This window comes from Gracilibacillus alcaliphilus (assembly GCF_016909015.1).
GTDB lineage: Bacteria > Bacillota > Bacilli > Bacillales > Amphibacillaceae > Gracilibacillus > Gracilibacillus alcaliphilus.
On the sequence record NZ_JAFBFA010000008.1, the window covers coordinates 124,700 to 143,596 of the forward strand.

16 protein-coding genes, 4 pseudogenes and 1 riboswitch are annotated in these 18,897 nt (G+C 36.9%); of the genes and pseudogenes, 13 read left to right on the forward strand and 7 right to left on the reverse strand.

Annotated features, from left to right (window positions below; genetic code table 11):
- Positions 1-35 precede the first annotated feature (35 nt).
- Complete coding sequence (locus JOD18_RS08605; RefSeq protein WP_204668539.1) at positions 36-929, reverse strand: sulfurtransferase; 894 nt, start codon at positions 927-929, stop codon at positions 36-38.
- A gap of 234 nt (positions 930-1,163) precedes the next feature.
- On the opposite strand from JOD18_RS08605, the gene JOD18_RS08610 reads away from it, so the two are divergent.
- From JOD18_RS08610 to tenA, 10 genes are all read left to right on the forward strand, one after another.
- Positions 1,164-1,955 (forward strand): SDR family oxidoreductase, encoded by a 792-nt coding sequence (locus JOD18_RS08610; RefSeq protein WP_204668540.1) that lies wholly within the window; start codon positions 1,164-1,166, stop codon positions 1,953-1,955.
- A gap of 512 nt (positions 1,956-2,467) precedes the next feature.
- A complete protein-coding gene (locus tag JOD18_RS08615; protein ID WP_204668541.1) occupies positions 2,468-3,157 on the forward strand; it encodes a response regulator in 690 nt (229 codons plus the stop codon).
- Positions 3,158-3,242: 85 nt separating this feature from the next.
- On the forward strand, positions 3,243-4,166 hold the full coding sequence (locus tag JOD18_RS08620) for an ATP-binding cassette domain-containing protein (RefSeq protein ID WP_204668542.1): 924 nt from the start codon (positions 3,243-3,245) through the stop codon (positions 4,164-4,166).
- The gene (locus tag JOD18_RS08625) at positions 4,159-4,926 is read left to right on the forward strand and encodes an ABC transporter permease (RefSeq protein ID WP_204668543.1); all 768 of its coding nucleotides are present in this window, start codon (positions 4,159-4,161) and stop codon (positions 4,924-4,926) included. Before JOD18_RS08620 ends, JOD18_RS08625 begins: the two co-directional genes overlap by 8 nt.
- A 23-nt stretch (positions 4,927-4,949) precedes the next feature.
- On the forward strand, positions 4,950-5,852 hold the full coding sequence (locus JOD18_RS08630; RefSeq protein ID WP_204668544.1) for a sensor histidine kinase: 903 nt from the start codon (positions 4,950-4,952) through the stop codon (positions 5,850-5,852).
- A 472-nt stretch (positions 5,853-6,324) separates the two neighbouring features.
- A complete protein-coding gene (locus JOD18_RS08635) occupies positions 6,325-7,299 on the forward strand; it encodes an ABC transporter substrate-binding protein (protein WP_239588002.1) in 975 nt (324 codons plus the stop codon).
- Between the two features lie 168 nt (positions 7,300-7,467).
- Positions 7,468-8,475 (forward strand): FecCD family ABC transporter permease, encoded by a 1,008-nt coding sequence (locus JOD18_RS08640; RefSeq protein WP_204668546.1) that lies wholly within the window; start codon positions 7,468-7,470, stop codon positions 8,473-8,475.
- Entirely contained in the window at positions 8,476-9,480 is a 1,005-nt protein-coding gene (locus JOD18_RS08645; protein WP_204668547.1) for a FecCD family ABC transporter permease, read from the forward strand. It begins immediately after the preceding gene.
- Positions 9,481-9,495: 15 nt separating this feature from the next.
- Complete coding sequence (locus JOD18_RS08650) at positions 9,496-10,176, forward strand: IucA/IucC family C-terminal-domain containing protein (RefSeq protein WP_204668548.1); 681 nt, start codon at positions 9,496-9,498, stop codon at positions 10,174-10,176.
- Positions 10,177-10,791: 615 nt separating this feature from the next.
- Positions 10,792-10,894, forward strand: a riboswitch (TPP riboswitch).
- A gap of 90 nt (positions 10,895-10,984) precedes the next feature.
- Positions 10,985-11,656 carry a thiaminase II gene (gene tenA / locus JOD18_RS08655; protein WP_204668549.1) on the forward strand — a complete coding sequence of 224 codons (672 nt, stop codon included), beginning with the start codon at positions 10,985-10,987 and terminating at the stop codon, positions 11,654-11,656.
- 1,039 nt (positions 11,657-12,695) lie between these two features.
- Here the strand turns inward: tenA and JOD18_RS24985 are convergent.
- Positions 12,696-12,857, reverse strand: a pseudogene (locus JOD18_RS24985) (diacylglycerol kinase family protein); the annotation flags it as partial.
- 600 nt (positions 12,858-13,457) lie between these two features.
- Here JOD18_RS24985 and JOD18_RS08665 point away from each other — a divergent pair.
- Positions 13,458-14,876, forward strand: a complete 1,419-nt coding sequence (locus tag JOD18_RS08665; protein WP_204668550.1) for a VWA domain-containing protein — start codon at positions 13,458-13,460, stop codon at positions 14,874-14,876.
- A gap of 428 nt (positions 14,877-15,304) precedes the next feature.
- On the opposite strand, the gene JOD18_RS24990 is transcribed toward JOD18_RS08665, so the two are convergent.
- The gene (locus JOD18_RS24990; RefSeq protein ID WP_420827791.1) at positions 15,305-15,613 is read right to left on the reverse strand and encodes an ATP-binding cassette domain-containing protein; all 309 of its coding nucleotides are present in this window, start codon (positions 15,611-15,613) and stop codon (positions 15,305-15,307) included.
- Between JOD18_RS24990 and JOD18_RS08670 the strand changes: the two are divergent.
- Positions 15,609-15,781 (forward strand): annotated as a pseudogene (locus JOD18_RS08670) (IS5/IS1182 family transposase); the annotation flags it as partial. The gene JOD18_RS24990 and the pseudogene JOD18_RS08670 overlap by 5 nt on opposite strands.
- Before the next feature lie 333 nt (positions 15,782-16,114).
- Here the strand turns inward: JOD18_RS08670 and JOD18_RS08675 are convergent.
- Positions 16,115-17,011: a LysR family transcriptional regulator gene (locus JOD18_RS08675; protein WP_204668551.1), complete on the reverse strand. Its 897-nt coding sequence runs from the start codon at positions 17,009-17,011 to the stop codon at positions 16,115-16,117.
- A gap of 103 nt (positions 17,012-17,114) precedes the next feature.
- On the opposite strand from JOD18_RS08675, the gene JOD18_RS08680 reads away from it, so the two are divergent.
- Positions 17,115-17,771 (forward strand): pyridoxine/pyridoxamine 5'-phosphate oxidase, encoded by a 657-nt coding sequence (locus tag JOD18_RS08680; RefSeq protein WP_204668552.1) that lies wholly within the window; start codon positions 17,115-17,117, stop codon positions 17,769-17,771.
- Between the two features lie 10 nt (positions 17,772-17,781).
- Here the strand turns inward: JOD18_RS08680 and JOD18_RS08685 are convergent, their stop codons facing one another.
- The 3 genes and pseudogenes from JOD18_RS08685 to JOD18_RS24225 all read right to left on the reverse strand — a co-directional run.
- Complete coding sequence (locus tag JOD18_RS08685; RefSeq protein ID WP_204668553.1) at positions 17,782-17,934, reverse strand: hypothetical protein; 153 nt, start codon at positions 17,932-17,934, stop codon at positions 17,782-17,784.
- A 99-nt stretch (positions 17,935-18,033) separates the two neighbouring features.
- A pseudogene (locus tag JOD18_RS08690) lies at positions 18,034-18,291 on the reverse strand (Tn3 family transposase).
- Positions 18,260-18,699: pseudogene (locus JOD18_RS24225) on the reverse strand (aldo/keto reductase); the annotation flags it as partial. The pseudogenes JOD18_RS24225 and JOD18_RS08690, both read right to left, overlap by 32 nt.
- Positions 18,700-18,897: the final 198 nt, after the last annotated feature.

The window sequence follows — 18,897 nt, forward strand, 5'->3', positions numbered from 1 at the left end:
GCCTAATAAACAGTGGTAGAGACGTCTTGAAGTATTTATTCATCTGTTTCTAGCGGGAGGGTTGGGTCCTTAGCCCATTCTGTCATAGAACCATCATATACTGCCACATTGTCTTGCCCCAGCTTATTTAACAGTGTGGCATTCCATGTTGCAGCGATGCCACTTCCGCAATAAGTGATCACCTTCTTATTAGGATCAAGTGCTCCTGCTTTTTCAAACGTTTCCCGGAGTTTCTCGTCATCATAAAGTGCAAGTGTTTCAGGGTTAGAATGACTTCCAAAAAAGACATTTACACTGCCAGGAATATGACCTGGACGTCCATAGGTATTTACTTCGCCTTTGTGAGTTGCTTCATTTAAACTATTGATTATAACCGTATTCTCATCATCAATTGCTTGTTTTACTTCCTCTTTGGTGACAAATAATTCGGGTTTCCTAACTCCGCTAAAACTTGCTGTTGGGTAAGAACCCGCTTCTGTTGTTACTGGTCGTCCTTCTTTTTTCCATTTTGGGAATCCACCATCAAGCACGGCCACATTTTCTACGCCTTCATAACGCAGCTGCCAAGCCAAACGAGATGCCCAATCAGAGGCAACAACAGGGCTGTCTACCTCTGCTCCTTGGTCATAAACCACTACATAAGTATCTTTATCTCCAACACCCAGTGCAGCAACTTTCTCAACAAATGCCTCTCGATCTGGAACGGTGAAGGCGTACTCAGCCTCGGGATCAGAAAGATCTTCTAGTAAATCGGCAAACACCGCGCCAGGGATGTGGCCTTTTTGATAGGCATCTTTACCAGACCATATATCATAATATCCACTTGTCGGTAATTTGAGAAATGTCGTTGCATCTAATAATCGGAGTTTTGGATCATCAAGTCTTTGTTCAAGCCAATCTGTTGTTACAATCAATGGAATATTACTCATCTTCAATTCTCCTTTTAAAAATTTATACAATTCCTACTTGTTTACTTGTGATTATATTAGCACAAAGCCAATCCATTTGTGAAGTAATTTGCTCTTAAACATTATCTTGTCTGTTTCAACTAGTGAAAACAGGGGAATGGAAAATAAAGTGCTTTCTTCATCAATAAGTGATGAGTTGCATTTATAATAAACTAAAGATTTAGTGAGTAATCAGAGGATGGGGTGTATAAAGCTATGGACTTACATTTGAAGGGAAAATCAGTTATCGTCACGGCAGCGAGTAAAGGTTTAGGCAAGGCTATCGCTAAAAAGTTTGCCGAGGAAGGCGCATATGTCCTGATTTCCAGCAGAAGCGAGCAAGATTTGCAAAAGACGCAACAAGAGATACGTAAAGAGACAGGTAATGATCATATTGAATATATTGTCTGTGACATGAAGGATGTCAACGCAATACAGCAGATGGTGGTAAGAGCAGCTCAATTATATGGCGGTATTGATATTCTGATAAATAATGCTGGTGGACCGCCGCCAGGAAATTTTGATCAAGTATCTGATAATGACTGGCAGCATGCTTTTGAATTAAATCTGCTTAGTTTTGTCAGAACAATACGGGAAGTCCTGCCATATATGCGTAAGCAGAAACAAGGACATATTGTTAATCTCACTTCTTCATCGATCAAGCAGCCAATCGATGATTTGATCTTATCTAATGTTTATCGCACCGGTCTTACCGGTTTAGCCAAAAGTTTATCCCAGGAGCTTGCGGCCGACAATATTTTGATTAATACGGTAGGTCCTGGGCGTATTGAAACGGGCAGGGTGCAAGAATTGGATCGAGTCAAGGCGGAGAATAGCGGTATGAGCTATGAAGAGGTAAAACACACAGCAGAAGAGTCCATCCCGTTAAAAAGGTATGGTGCCCCAGAGGAATTTGCTAATGTGGTTGTATTTCTCTGTTCTGATGCCAATAGTTATATTACCGGTCAAGCCTTGTTAGTAGATGGCGGTATGGTAAAGGCCTTATAAGTCAAAGCAGTCTTTAATGCTTAGTTTCTTTAAGTGAATTCATATCCTAAGCTTCTAGTTATTGATGATTATCCAGTAACTAGAAGTTTTTATGTTCTTTCGTGGTAAAAACAATTCAATAGTCTCATTCCTAAGATATCTAAAGGAGCATTTCCTTCCAGTCGATTTTGCAGAGTAGTAAAAGCTGTTCTAAAAGTGTGTGAACAACCTCTACAAAAAATTCACTTCATGATGCAGATAGAATTATTATTAATTTGTATGACTATTATGTATAATCAACAACAAATATAGGAGATATGGAATGGTCATGGAACTGCTCAAAATACGTAACTCGCAACAAATATAATGAAAAATAAAGATATTAAAACGTTAGGAGACGTCACACAGTATGATAAAAAAACGTGATGAGACATTCGGACAGGGAAGGTGAGCGTTTATCAGCAAAACCGTCAAGTTGAAAAGTGACATATTCTATATTCCGGTCCAAATACGAAACAAAAGGAGGATTTAAAGTGAATCAGACGATTAACATTTTAGTTGTTGAGGATGACAATGATATTAATCAATTATTATGCAAGATCATCAAAAAGAGCCAGTACGATCCACAACCTGCCTATTCTGGTACGGAAGCACTGCTTTATTTAGATAAACAGAATTGGGATCTGATTTTACTGGATTTAATGCTTCCAGGAATGGAAGGGGAACAAATCCTTGCAAAAATAACAGAAAAGGGCTCTATTCCTGTGATTATTATCTCAGCAAAAAATGAAAAGGAAACCAAAATTAATAGTTTGCGATCAGGTGCAGATGACTTTATTTCTAAACCCTTTGATGTAGATGAAGTATCTGCCCGTATTGATTCACTGTTAAGGAGGTACAAACATACAAATGAAACTTCCAATCAGGAGTTGATACACAAAGATATTCACCTTGATGCAGAGTCAAAGACTGTTTTTGTTAACGGGAATAAAATTATGTTAACTGTCAGGGAATATAAAATATTAATCCTTTTAATGGCTTCCCCGAAAAAAGTCTTCTCCAAATCAAATGTATTTGAAAGTGTATGGGGCGAGCCTTTTCATGGGGATGACAACACAGTAAATGTGCATATGAGTAACTTACGAAATAAGCTTAGCAAAGTAAATCCAAAGGAAGAATATATTGAAACAATCTGGGGAATGGGCTATCGCATGAAATCTTAAGCTTTTCTTAAGCTTTGTTTTAAGCCTTTCTTAAGTTTTTAAGTACATACTTATGTTATGAATAACTAAGGGAGGTTACCAGTAAATGAGTGACATTATTCTAAGAACAAATAAATTGACCAAAAAATATAAAAATGATGTTGCGCTTGAAAATGTTAATATAACCATTGAAAAAGGAGCCATTTACGGCTTTATTGGTCAAAATGGTGCAGGTAAATCAACGCTGCTGCGTTTAGTAACGGGGCTTGCCTTTCCAACCAGCGGATCAATCGAACTCTTTGGAAATGATCATCCAAATGAATTAACCGAGTCACAAAAACGAATCGGCGCCATTATCGAAAATCCTGCACTTTTCCCGGATATGAGTGCTTATGAAAATCTAGCGGTTCATCGATTACAAAAAGGAATTCCCGGTAAAGAAAGTATTCAAAAAACACTCGACCTTGTCGGACTAGCTAATACCGGGAAGAAAAAAACGAAAAATTTTTCCCTTGGAATGAAGCAAAGACTTGGGCTTGGGATTGCATTGTTAAGTGATCCGGAATTCTTAATTCTCGATGAACCGACAAATGGATTGGACCCCACGGGAATTGTTGAACTGCGAGAATTGATAAAAAAATTAAATCGTGAAAAAGGACTTACCGTTTTAATATCAAGCCATATATTAAGTGAACTTCATCAGCTCGCAACAAGTTACGGTATCATTCACAAAGGGGAGCTGTTAGAAGAACTGACATCCAAACAATTGGATGAAAAATGCCGGCAGCATTTGCAAATAAAAGTTGATCAACCCTCTAAAGCTGCTATCGTTTTAGAAGATACGCTATCCACTACAGATTTTGAAGTAATGCCTGATGGCACGATAAAACTTTACAGTTACTTGGATGATGTCCGTGCCGTTTCAAGTGCATTGACAATGAAGGGCCTTTTGATAGAACACCTCTCTCAAAATGGTGACAGTCTTGAAAGCTACTTTTCCAAGCTGATAGGGGGGCAAGGTCATGAATAACCTTATAAGAGTTGAATTCTTTAAACTACAAAGAAATAAGGCATGTTGGATATTAATAGGTACGGTAATAGGGATAAGTACATTGTTTCATTATCTTATCATAACGGACTGGTGGATGATGAGGAACACTCCTTTTGACAGTATCCATTTAAGTGAACTAAATGGTTTGTTCGCCTTTACAGTTCCCATATTTTTTAATTTAATCGTCAGTACACTGGCAGCTTTTTATATCTCAACGGAATTTTCGCCAAGTGGGGTCATCAAAAATCAAATCATAAGCGGTAATAAAAGAACCCAAATTTATCTAGCAAAGTTCTTTGTTTTTTCACTGGGATCTATTTTTGTTACAATTGTGATACCATTAGTAACTGTCGCTGTGTTAGTTATCTTGTTTGGGCGAGGAGATATATTCGATTTTACCAATATGATCTACTTAGGAAGAGCTTATGGCTTATTTACACTTCAATTTCTAGGATATACAGCTATCATTTTGTTACTTTCCATTATTACGAATGACAGCGGAAAAACAATTATTTTTTCTATTTTATTCACCATTGTGATGTATGTCATGGAAAAACTAGCTAAGCCAGCTTTTCTTGAGGTGATTTATGAGAATTCGATCTTTTATCAATTTATGGAAGTATTCAAGTATACAATGACAAGCGGTGAAATCATAAAATCCATTCTTATTGGAGCAGTATCAACGATTATCATCACCTTGTGTGGAATTTTCATTTTTAACCGAAAAGAAATCAAATAGTAGTGGATAAGCGGGTGAGAGCAATGATGTATGCAGCAATAATCTTATGTATCATAATCGTTTTTTTGGTTGCACGCATATTTGCTCTAAAAAAAGAAATGAAACAAGTCATGCAGCAGCTGCAAAGCTATAATGACCGTAAAACAGATAAAAAAATGGACATAGCCCTTTTTGATCAAGATATTGAAAATCTAGGAATAGAAATCAATAAACTGATTGACCTGTATGTAGCGGAGAACAGAAAGAGAGTCAGATTTGAAAATGAACAAAAACAAGCAATTGCCAATATGTCTCATGATTTGAGAACGCCATTAACGTCTATTGTAGGTTATATTCAGATGGCAGAACAGGATGATATTACAACAGAGGAGCGAAAAGAGTTATTGTCTGTTGCAAATAAACGGGCAAAAAGGCTTGAGATATTGTTAAAGGATTTCTTTGAGTTAAGTATCATTGAATCTCCTGATTACCAATTACAATCGGAACGAATCAATCTGAGGAATGTGATAATAGATGTCTTGATAAGTTTCTATGATCGTTTCCATGAAAAAAGTATGGAACCAGTCATTCATATACCTGAAAATGATATATTTATTATAGCTGATAAATCAGCGATAACTCGAGTTATTGAAAATTTATTATCCAATGCTATTATCCATTCAGATGGGAATATCATAATAAGTCTGGAAGAAAGAGATTCCTTGGTTAAATTGATTGTAAAAAATGATACACTTTCTTTGACAGAACAGGATGTTGATCACATTTTTGATCGATTTTATATGGCAAATCAATCTCGTTCAGGCAAAAGTACCGGATTAGGCTTGTCAATCGTGAAAAGCTTTATGGAAAAAATGAATGGGTCCATTACAGGACAACTGAATGACCAAAAATTATCTATCCTATGTCAATGGAAGAGAGTTGATTAACGGTTAACTAGGAAGGAACTGAATTAGCTAAGTAATGTTTACGTTGTCATAATAGAAAAGAAAACCCAAAACGGGACAAAACAAAAAGTGTTATCGTAAGAAATGAATCATCTCTTTTCTGCACCTCATCAAAAAGGTAGTTTTTATTCCTTTACCTAAGTGGAGATCAGGACGGAGTGTGAACCAAGAAAAGGGGGGCAGATCTATAAATGGGTCTGCTCCCTCTTCTTGTGTAATAAACGCGCTCCACCTCTGTCCATATTCTCTAAAACCCCGAACCTAATGGCCTTTTTAAGGAAGAAATGGATATAAGTATCAAATCATTCTATTGAATCACTATGGGATTGATACCGAAGCCTTTTCATCTGCTGATGCAGTATCGGTTAAAAAAAGACTTGCATTTTAGTAAATACTTCGATACACTCTATAAATGATAATGATTATCAATTTCATTTATGAGGAGTGTTTATACTTGATTAAAAAGAGAAATCAAATCTGGAGGTTTGCCGGTTTATTATTTTTATTATTGGTGTTAGCAGCCTGTGGTCAAAATTCAAATATAGCAGACTCAAACAAGGAAGAAGAGACAAATGAAGGTGAAGTGCGAGAAGTTGCCCATGCAATGGGAACAACTGAAATAAAGGGAAAACCTGAAAGAATTGTTACTCTCTATCAAGGGGCAACAGATAGCGCTGTAGCTTTTGATATTGTTCCAGTAGGTGTTGTAGAATCATGGCAACAGCAACCAATGTATGACTACTTGAAGGATGATTTAGAAGGTGTTACATATGTGGGACAAGAAACGCAACCTAACTTAGAAGAAATAAATAAATTGAACCCAGATCTAATTATTGCTTCTAAGGTAAGACATGAAGAAGTTTACGAACAATTATCAGCAATAGCACCAACAGTAATGGAAGAAACCGTTTTTGCTTTCAAAGATACGGTTGCATTAATGGGCGAAGCAATGGGAGAGCAAGACAGAGCAGAGGAGTTGTTAAAAGAATGGAATGAAAGAGTGGCTGATTTCCAAAGTAAGGCAGAAGCGGAATTTGCGGAGAAATGGCCGTACCATGTATCCGTGCTGAATTTTAGGTCGGATCATGCGAGGATATATTTAACAGGATTCGCAGGGTCTATTCTTCAGGAATTAGGATTTGAACCTCCGAAACAATTATTAGATGATTCACAGGATATTATTAAATTAACAGATAAAGAGAGTATTTCAGAAATGAATGCGGATGTTTTTTATTATTTCATACAAGAAGAGGAAGCGGAACAAACATTTGATGAATGGACAAGTCACCCGCTTTGGAAGGAATTAGATGCGGTGCAAGCAGATCAGGTTCATCAAGTAGACGAAATTGTTTGGAATTTGGGTGGAGGTATCCAAGCGGCTCATCTGATGCTAGATGATATATATGATCGCCTTGGTTTGGAAAAATAATGTTTGGAAGGGGATGGTATCTTTTTAGACAATGAAAGTAGTAACACAACGGACAGCAGTCAAAACAGAAATAGTTATGGAACAAAGACCACTGCCGTATGTGTTGCAACTTGTACAATAAACAGTAAAATGATTCCATCTCTTTCATTCACAGAATAGGACGTTCGAATGATGTATATCTCTAATAATACAAAGACAAAGTGCATTTTCGTTATAGTAAGTAGTTTTCTATTAGTTGTTTCCTTTATATTAAGCTTATCAACAGGTCAAACAGCTATTTCTTTTTCAGATACATTGAAAGCATTATTTCAGTATAACCCAGCTGATACGGAGCATGTCATTGTGAGAACCTCCCGATTGACAAGGGCAGTTATTGCCATGGTGATAGGAGCTAGTTTAGCGGTTTCGGGTGCATTGATGCAAGCTTTGACTAAAAATCCATTGGCCGCACCAGATATTTTGGGGATAAATGCTGGCGCTATTTTTTTTATTGTATTTTCCATTACTTTCTTTCCCTTACATTCACTCGTGCATTTTATGTGGATCGCATTTCTTGGAGCAAGCATAGCCGCTATTTCTGTATATAGCTTAGGAGCTGTTGGTAATAACAGTCTGTCATCTATAAAGATTGTTTTAGCCGGTGCAGCCATTTCAGCTTTATTTACTTCGTTTACCCAAGGATTATTAGTTATAGATGAGCAAAGGTTACAAAGTGTCTTGTTTTGGTTAGCTGGCTCAGTAGCAGGTCGAGAAATGGACATGTTATTGCCTGTTCTGCCTTTTTTGGCAGTTGGTTGGATCATCGCTGTGTTTCTAGGAGGTTCCGTCAATATTCTGCTTTTAGGAGAAGAGATGGCCAAAGGACTGGGGCAGAGAGTATTTATGGTGAAAATATTAATCGGTTTAGTTGTTGTATTCCTTGCAGGAAGTTCCGTCGCTATTGGAGGAGCGATCGGTTTTATCGGATTAATTGTTCCACACATAGCACGAGGGCTTACTAATTCTGATTATCGCTGGTTGATTCCATTAAGCGCTATTTTAGGAGCGAGCTTATTATTATTATCAGATGTAGTGGCTCGTATAGTGATTATGCCTCAAGAAGTACCAATTGGTGTAATGACAGCTATTATCGGTACACCTTTTTTTATTTATATTGCACGCAAGGGGTTGAAATAATTGCAGACACCGCAAGTAAAATGCAAGACAAATTGGAAAGCATATATAATTATTTCAATCCTTGTTATTCTCCTGTTTATCGTGAGTTTAGCGTTTGGAAGTACGACAATTTCTATTCAAGAGCTATGGAATCATCTCATATTGCAATCCAATCAGCACGACTTTACTATCAATGTTTTAAGATTACCGAGGGCTTTACTGGCTTTATTAGTTGGTGCCGCTCTTGGAGCAGCAGGTTTAATTCTACAATCGGTTATTAAAAATCCGCTCGCTTCTCCGGATATCATTGGGATTACAGCTGGAGGTTCATTTGGGGCGTTATGTTTCATCGTGTTTTTGTTAGGTGTATTTAGCATAAAGTTATTACCGATTGCAGCAATTCTTGGAGCAGCTGTTGTTGCCGCCTTAGTCTATCTCCTTTCATGGAAAAATGGAGTAACCCCTGTGCGGCTTGTTCTCATAGGGATTGGTATAGCAGCAGGGATGAATGCAATGGTTACCTTTATGGTGGTCTTTAGCGAAACAGCAGTAACAACAAAGGCCTACCTTTGGCTGACGGGAAGCCTTTACGGTGCAACGATAAATGACGTACTGCAAATGTCTCTTTGGTTTAGCAGTTTCTTTTTGATGGCTTTATTACTAGCTAAGGTGATGGAGGTATTGGAATTGGGGGATGAGCTTGCTATAAGCCTAGGAGTAAGAGTGCAATTACTGCGCTTTGCTCTATTGTTTATTAGTGTGGGTTTAGCAGGTGCCGCTGTAGCTTTTGCAGGGGGGATCGGATTTATCGGGCTTATTGCACCACATATAGCAAAAAAATTAGTCCGTTATTCTTTATTACACTTACTGCCTATTACGGCAATGGTGGGCGGACTGATGCTAATGAGTGCTGATTTGATTGGCAGGACGGTTTTTATACCACTTGATATCCCAGCAGGTGTATTTACTGCAAGTATTGGTGCGCCGTTTTTTATTTACTTACTTTATAAGAATCGACATACGTAATTGGAGGAACAGTGTATGATTAATCTAGAGCGGTTTTTTATTCAGCAAAAGCAGGAAATCGAAAATGGCGTAGAGTTGATAGATATCTGGCAGGAATCCAGCTGTCAAACATTTTTAGAAGAACTAAAAGTAAAATGGGGGGCTTCCCATCAAAGTATTGTAGCTTCCATGTTAGTCAAGCGTTTGGCTGTTATGATGGTATCCTCTACATTATATTGTATGACCGTTTATCAGAAAGCTCCCTTGTTTGCACTAAATAGTTTACAATGGACAGACAATAACTGTTTAGTGAGTACAGGTGAATTAAGCTATGTTTCTGTCCATCATGCTTGTGAGCGTCAAGCAAGACTAAGGAAACTTTTACATGATATCATCTTCCCACTGATCGAGCTGCTACATCAAATAACGAGACTGAAAAAGACTATTTTATGGGAAAATGTTGCTGTTAGGATTGCTTCCATTGATAGAAAAATGAAGCAAGAAAAATTGCCCACTCATAGTATGAGCCGCTTTCGAGAAGATTTAACGTTTTTATGCAGTAACCATACACTCATCATAGGAGGAGAAAATCCATTAGCTGCCTATTTATCATTGGAAAATAACGAGTCAAGGAGAAAAACGTGCTGCCTATACCATCAGCTTGATAAAAATAAAGGAAACGATGTGTATTGTGCGCTCTGCCCTTTGAAAAAATAAGGAGCCAGGCTAATTCCAATGCCATATAACTGCCTATATACTATAAGTGAATAAATATACGAGTAATTACTTCCTAGGGGCGCTTCTCATTAAGAGAGTACATAAATTTGGTATTGTTAAAGAATAAATATAATTTAAGTGAATTTTTCTTAATGAACAACAATAGTAAACCAGGTAATTTATGATTTAAAAAACTAAATCGCATGAGATCAAATTTAAAAACTTGATTTCTTTTTTCTTCCATATCGTTATCGACAGATTACAGCTTAGGTTACAGTATAAATAATTCAGAGTAGTTTCACAGTTTGATCATAAAAATTTTTTCACTACTAAATTTAGAGAAGCAACATGCTATACACTTGTTATAAAATGTTTTTTTGTGGTGAAAGGTGAGATAATTTGTTAGAATCAAAAAGACAAGAGCAAATTTATCAAATAATTCAAAAAGAAGGTCATGTGAAATTTCGAGATTTAAGTAAAAAGTTTGATGTAGCGAGTAAAGAATTAAATAATTTTAATTTCTGATTATCTACTTCTTAGTTTTCTGAAAAAATCAAAAAGAGTTGACTTATAAATTTGTTCTGCTAACATAATAGACAATCGAATAAAATTGAAATTTTCTACTAGGGGCGCCGTGATGGCTGAGATAAATGTATATTTAGCACCCTTAGAACCTGATCTGGTTAAGGCCAGCGGAGGGAAGTAGAATTAGCAGACAAACATACGCTATTTTTACGTGTGTATGCTTTAGTATGCAAATACTTCCTTCTATTAGTCTTTAGAAAAAAGATTAAAGGAGGATTTTTTTATGAAGTTTACTGATGAATTACGTGCTTCAACGAAGGAAAGTTGGGAGCAAAGTTTAAATCACCCTTTTGTGCAAGGGATAGTGAAAGGAGATTTACCACTTGAAACATTTAGATACTATATTTTACAAGATATTTACTACTTAAAACATTACGGTAAGATCCATGCAATCGCTGCGTCTCAAGCAGATGATTTTAAACTAACTGCTCTTTTAGCCGATAAAGCGCGCTTTACAGCAGAGGCGGAGCTCACAGTGCATAACGAACATGCTGAGATTTTAAATATTACGAAAAAAGATATAGATAACTTTAAACCAGCTCCAACTGCCTATGCATATACTTCCCATTTATATCGAGCAACAATGGCTGGAAATCTAGCACATTCTGTTGCTGCAATTTTACCATGTTACTGGTTATATGCAGACATCGGAAAGGTGAATGAGCATGCAACACCAGAGCCAGAAATTTATCGTAATTGGCTTAAAATGTATGCGAGTGACTGGTTTCAAGATTCAACGAACGAAATGATTGATTTACTAAACGCATTAGTTGAAGATATGAATGACAAGGAAAAAGAGAAAATAAAAGAACAGTTTATTATTGCAAAAGAGTACGAACTGCACTTTTGGGAAATGTCGTACACCTTTGAAAGTTGGCTTTCAGAAAATAAATAATTAACAACCATTAAGGAAAAAAAGTTAGGTTAATGTGAAAAAGAAAGCAGAGAAGTTCAAACATCATAAAAGTATCGTTCATGGAGATAGATATAGGAAGCATAATATCTTCTTCAGATCAGAATATTCGAAATTCTTCTCTTTATTTATGGTGAAAATAAAGCAGCACCTGGTTTAATTATTGTTATCGCTTAAGGTATTGTCCTTCTGCTCATTTCTTTTACACAGTATTAATGGCTAAAGCTAAGTATCATGTCACAGTGATGTTTATATATTTTAAACGTAAACAATAATCGTGAGATGTTAAAATCTGATACCTATAGAAGTTTACGGTTGTCAAAATTTAATGGCTAAGTTTTGTTAACTAAAGTTAGGTGATGAACCGTTGTAATTGATTGTTTTGGCGATGGATAGAAGTTAATACATTAGAAAGTCAAAGATGGTGGAAGCAAAATCGCTCCTAAATAAAGAGTTGGCGACAAAATCCTAAAAATAGTGGTTGTTCGACTTGGTTTCTTTTGCTGGTATGTCTTAATCGAAGAGGGATATCTAGAGATTAGTGCCAGCTGTTCTTGAAGATAGCATTCAAGGTGAAGGAGTATAGATTGAGGAGGAATGAACTGGTTAAAATCCGTATTATTACAGGTAGCACAAGAGAAGCACGCGTTAATTTGAAGTAGCGAATGGGTAACTAGCGGAAAAAACGACAGTAGCACTTCATCTATTGGTTTCTATAGAGCAATTAACCCCTAATCGAAGATTACATTTTACAAGTTACTTCCTGAATGGGGCGTTGGGGATATAATTCCAATGACATTTCCGAATGGGTTATGACAGTTATGTATGATTCGTTAAGTTTTCTACCGGTACGATAAACTAAGGAAAGATCAATCTTCAATAATCGGGCATTTAACTTGAATAAGAATCAGCGCCTATTTTTCATCTTAGGAGTTTGAAATAACAAAGAAGAAAGAGGAGCCTCTTCATCTTATCAAAAAAATTTCCTTGCAGATGAAGAGGCTTTGCTGCCACTTGGTGACTAGGGGTTTGTCATAGCGATTAACCATACATTTTGATGTTTAGCAGGCTTTTGATCAATCTGCAAGTCAACATTTCCCAATGGGATTGTAGAAGCGACAAGTCCATTAATGATTTCGTGCACCGTACCATCCCCGCCAACTGCAATAATTGCTTTTACATCTTTTTTTGATGATTTTCTTTACTAATTATGTCGCGTGATGTGGACGTTTCGTAATAAATACCTCAAAATCAATTTGGTTTTCCTGAAGCAGATTTGCGAGGCGATACCAAATTTTTAAGGCCTTGCCGCTTTATAGCATGTAACTTCTTTTTTGATCAATTTACTTCAAAAGGGTAATTTTCTATTTGATGTTAAATAAAGGCTCAAGAGAACTTTTTAATCAATATTTATTCTGAATCTACACATCGTATTAAATTATACTTGAAACAGAACTAAGCCTTCCATTTCGAAGCTAGAGCAAAGACCCTTTTCCTGCACATTCAAAAGGTGGAAGGGGGACTTTTCATCAAAAGAGCATGCGTTTTTTCCGCGTCATAAACCGTTCAGCTCACTGGAGCGTATCGAAATAATGGGGGCATGTCTAGATGGATGGAACTTTAGACTCTGGCAAATGGTACAATTTTCATATTATGTCGTTTTCATCTTTATTTCTGTGTCAAGGTATGATAATATACAGAAAAGAGAGTCAGAGGATGAAAACGATACATACAGGAAATATATCGTAACCATGACTTGAGTGAAAGATAGGGAGCGATGTAGATGAAGAAACCATTGGCTATCCTCACTACCCTCTTACTGGCGACAGGAATCGTCACTGCGTGCTCGGGAGAAGCAGAGGAAAGCGAAGAAGTGATGGTGGAAGAAGAATCCATAGAAGTGAAAGACACAAAGGAAAAAGAAAACACAGAAGAAAGGGAAGAGATAGAGAAGAGCGAAGCGGAAGATTTTTTGGCTGAACGCGGCGCATTGGATCGTTTTGCCACGGACGATGTGGAGGAACTGCTCCGCGCCGAACCGGGAGAATACGATGTGGAAACCGAACAGGAAGAGATTATGAGCGGCATAAAAGAAGCGATCGCGGCCGGCGTGGAAGGAGATGACTTATTCCATGTGTTGCTCGATCTGGGAGCGGCGGATTTCCGGGAATATCAGAAATATCTTGATGAAGTGGAGGTCGTTTTTTCCGATATCACCACCCGCCCGGATGGTTCATCGGAAGAGGAGAGAGCCGCCAAAGAAATGGAGTTGAACGTGCAAATTCTCTTTGACGCGAGCAGCAGCATGGCGGCGGAAGTGGCTGACGGCGTAAAAATGGATCTGGCGAAAGACGCGGTTCGGGAATTCGTCAGCGACATGCCGAAAGAAGCGAACGTATCCTTACGCGTTTATGGTCATGTCAGCAGCAATCAAGAAGAATCATGCTCGATGACGGAAGCGGTGTATCCGCTTGGTCCTTATGAAGAAGCTGCCTTCGCCGACGCCCTCGATGAATTTGAGCCGACGGGCTACACACCAATCGCCCTTGCCATGGAAGAAGCGATGGACAATCTGGCGGCGGTAGATGGGGAATATACGCAAAACATCGTCTATATCGTCAGTGACGGGCAAGAAACGTGCGGCGGTGATCCGTTGCAGGCTGCACAAGAGCTTCACAACAGCGATATAGAAGCCATCGTCAACATCATCGGCTTTGATGTCAAAGCGGATGAACAGCAGGCTCTTATGGACATCGCTGAAGCCGGCAACGGTGAATACTTGGCGGTACAAGACGGCGAGGAACTTCAGCGGGCCTTGATGGCGGAACGCCTAGAAATGGTCACTGCCTGGTCGAATTGGATGAGTGAAAATGTCCACACAGCCGCGGTTGAAAGAAATGAATATGTGGGTGAAGCTTTCGGCCACGAAGTCAATTCGATTAACGACATGGCGACTGAACGGGACAATTTCATTGCGATGATAAGTGAATTAAGGGAACATACAGAGATGACCAAGGAAGAAGTCGATCAACTTTTCGACAAGGTTCAAGAACGGGCAAGACTGGTGGGTGACCACTTCACCAACGAGATGAAGGCCATTAAGGACCAGGCGATGGAAGAAGGCAACAACATTATCGATGATGTCTCCGAAGAAGCTGAAAATGAAAAGAAGGACTCGCTGGAAGGGCTGAAAGAGGAGTAAAGGTTTGAATCTTTCTCCTCTGCATATCATGTACGATCTTCGATGAGAGCCCTTTCAAACCCCATGAATGAGAAAGTCTTCAAAGATTATGGGGAAGGATACGAGAAAAAAGTGGTTATTATAAGAAGATATGGACAAGTAATGGAGAAAGTGGAGCTGAATCAACATTATGAAATCTCCTCTAATGGAATTTGTTCTGTAACTGCACAATGAAGCAAGAGACAGACATCCACCAATATTTTTTGCCGGCTTAGTCATCTTGGCAACGTGGCAGCAATGAGATTGCCAATGAGCTATTACTTGACCAAAGAAAACAGTTTGACATATGTCAACATATGATTGTTTAAGAAAATGTTTAAACTGGAAAACCACACGCGTAACTTATTATGAAGACCTGTTATACTTGAATTTTTGACAAACGGTCATTTTTAAATGGGTCTTGCATTAAATCCTAACCTTCGTTTGATTATCTTTAGCGCTCTAGTATATTGTCCAACAGGTATACATAATGGAGATCCTTCTACAGGGTCTCCTATGATTTGACATTCCAATCCAAAAACTTCATAAATCATTTCTTTAAATATTTCTTCTGGCAATCCTTGTTTATAAACTTCACCCTTCAAAAGACTTATTAAATAGTCGGAATAACGTTTTGCTTGATTTAAATCGTGTAGAACCATAACAACCGTTCTAACGTTGCAAAATGTTTTTTGGTATGACTCCAAAGCATCTGTCATTGAACCGAGTTCGTTAACTAAGTTTCGTGAGTTACGTTTAAAGGATGTCAATTTATTCAGATCTGTTGTTCAATAAAACGGTGGAACTTACCATTGAAAAGGAAATTATAAAAAGCAATTCAATAAATCGTTGATGCCACTCATACAAAAGCCCGGTATAATCAAAAATAACCAAAGTAAATACTGATGGATCGCTCCAAGCAGTTTCAATGTTAACCCTTTGAAATACATCTTCTAGCTTTCATGTCGTTGCTCGTGTAGATGAATCAGCTAATATGGTGATCTTCAAAAATCCGACCATAATCGTTCTGGTCAATCATATATACAATCACAAAGACAATCAAGCCACAGTATCGCTGGCAGCGAAATATCTCGGCCACCAAACTAAAACAACACAATTATCATAAAATGAGTTAATGTTAAAAAGAACGTAACTAGAAGTTTTTCTTTAATTTGGATTTGTTATGGTTAAATATTAACTTCAATTTACACTATTGCTTTCTAGGAACTATGTGCCAGGAATTTCTTAATAAGTAAACTCGATAGGTTTTTCTTCTTATGCACTGCGTAGATTTCATGATTTAGGGAAAAACTATCGTTATCTATTATGTGTAATTCTTTTAACATAGACTGATTGATATATTCTTTAACAAGAGAATATGAGCTGAAATATACTACATTATTTGAAAGTGCATATTCAAGTGCAGAAGAAGCATTCTCAAATCTCAAATCAAATTGTAGATTATTCATTATGTGCTTTTCCATAAAGAGATCGAGTAAGGATTGTGAGTAACTATTTTGTAATCGCCCAACAAATGATAAATTGCTTAATTCCGTTTTTGTTATTGTTGTATGAATACCAAAATTAGAGTTTACTACAAAACAAAAACGGTCATTAAGTAGCTGAACCTTTGAATAAGTTTTTTCATCTAAATCATAAATCAAATTGGGATTCAGTCCTATTATGGCTAAATCAATTTGATCTTTTTGAAGTAAACTTATACTTTCTTTAGTGCTTTTTATAGCAACAGTTACATCTGTATCTTCTTGATGTCTCTTAAATTTTTTTATCATAGGATTGATAAGTTGTTCTATTGCTAATTGATGTCCTGTAATGTGTAGTATCGTTTTTCCTCTAAACTTATTGATCTCGAAAATAATGTCTTTTTCAATATTAAATAAATCTTCTGCATATTTTAAGAGCAACGAACCGAAATCGGTTAGTACAATATTTCTACCTTGTTTCTTAAAAAGTGAAACTCCAATTGTTTTCTCAAATTGTTTAATTTGAGATGAAACAGATGGCTGTGATATACGTAATTGTTTAGCAGCATTATAAGTCGTTTTTTCTTTTGCTAAAACATAAAAGATTCTTAACTGATGTAAATTAAGTTCCATTATTCCCCTCCTAACAATTGATATATTTTAGTTATCAGTTTACTTTTATTATATATTATTTTTCAAATTCAAGTTAGGTTAAAATATAATTGAGGTGATGAAAATGGAATATAATGAAAAAATTACAGAACTTAAGGTGCTAAAGGGAGCTGGAATTGACTTAAATTGGAAAAGCATGAGTGATAATCCTAGTGAATTATTTTATCAGTGGCTTGAAAATGCAATTAGACATGAAGTTATTGAACCCCAAGCGATGACGCTCGCTACATCAGACTCACAAGGTATTATTAGTTCAAGGGTACTACTAGTTCGACATGTTGATGATAATGCAGATTTTTATTTTTCAACAAGCAGTGTAAACCCCACTGGAAAACAACTTTCAGAAAATCCTTATGCTAGTTTGAATTTTTACTGGAAAGAACTATCACAACAGATCATCATCAGTGGAAAAGTAAAAAAGTGCAATCAAAATGACAGTATGGTAGATTTCAAAAAGCGTTCTGATAGTTCAAAAGCTATTTGCTTAGTGCAGAAACAAAGTGAGCCACTTAATGGAATTGAAACAATGCATAATGCAGTTGAAAAAATGAGTAGAGAGCTTGAATCTAATCCAGGCTTAGTGAATCCAAATTGGACACTTTTTAGAGTAATTCCAGATAAAATAGAATTTTTTCAAGGAAGAAAAACAAGAATGCATGAAAGACTTGTATTCACTCGTAATCAAAGCAATGACTGGAATAAAACTTTCGTATGGGCATAGTATTATACTTTTAAAACATTGTTCCTAAATCTTCATCTTTCTCATTAAGGTCGGCATGTTTAAATGTTGTCGAGGTATCCTTGTGGTTGAGAAGCATGCCGGCACAATCTAATTTGCCACCAGCAGCTGCTATTAAATGAGTAGCTCTTGTGGCTCGAATCATAGGAGGGACCCGTCTTTAAAAAAAGTCTGAAACGGTTCTTTTATCGGAATTAAAATGGTATTCTCCTAATAAATTTACATGTTCCCAACCTAAAGGTGACTATGATAAATTCTCCTTATTCAATTCTCTTTGTATTTTTCTTCTTAAGGATTCATCTGAAATATAATTAAGAATAAAGATAGTTTTTTTATACGGCCCATCTCACGTAAGACTGTAGCTAAGCTGTTTTGTCTTGAAAGAACCTAATTTCCCCATAATAAGGAATGCTGAAACTATTCCTTTCCTTATAGAATAAGTTAATCGCAAAACTTCCTCATAATTTTCTTTAATGATCTTTGTCCACGTAAAATTCCTCATAAACGGCAGGGTCTAGATTATCAATCCTTCCATTAGACCGTGTTAACTCCGAGATGGAGTTGATCTCCGCCTGATTAAGAGAAAAATCAAAAATTGAAATATTTTCAAGTTGTCTATTTTGAGATGATTTAGGAATTGAAACAGCACCTAATTGATAATCCAACGTAAAATCACTGGTGAAACCGTTTTGTTATGGTTCTTCGCAATCTGCTTAATTACGTTATCCTGTAGCATGTCATTCGCTCGAGTTAATGGGCTCCAGGACTGTGTTTGAACTTGATTTTGCTCATGCCATTCTCTTTGACGTGCTTGATTAAAATAGGGATGTAATTCTATTTGATTGATACTAGGCTTTACACCTGTTTTCTTGAACAAGGCTTCTATATGTTCAGGTAAAAAATTACAAACCCTATGGAGTGGATAAGTTCTTCTTTTTAGCCTCTATTTATTAGCCCCTGTGGGATTCGATTCAGAAGGACAAAGAACAGGTTCTTATCGTTCTGGAAAAGATTGATTACAGCCACTGAAATGTACCACCAGTGACATAGTTTTTACCACCAAACGCCAAAAAATTTACCAGCAAGTGACAAGGCATTACCACTTCAG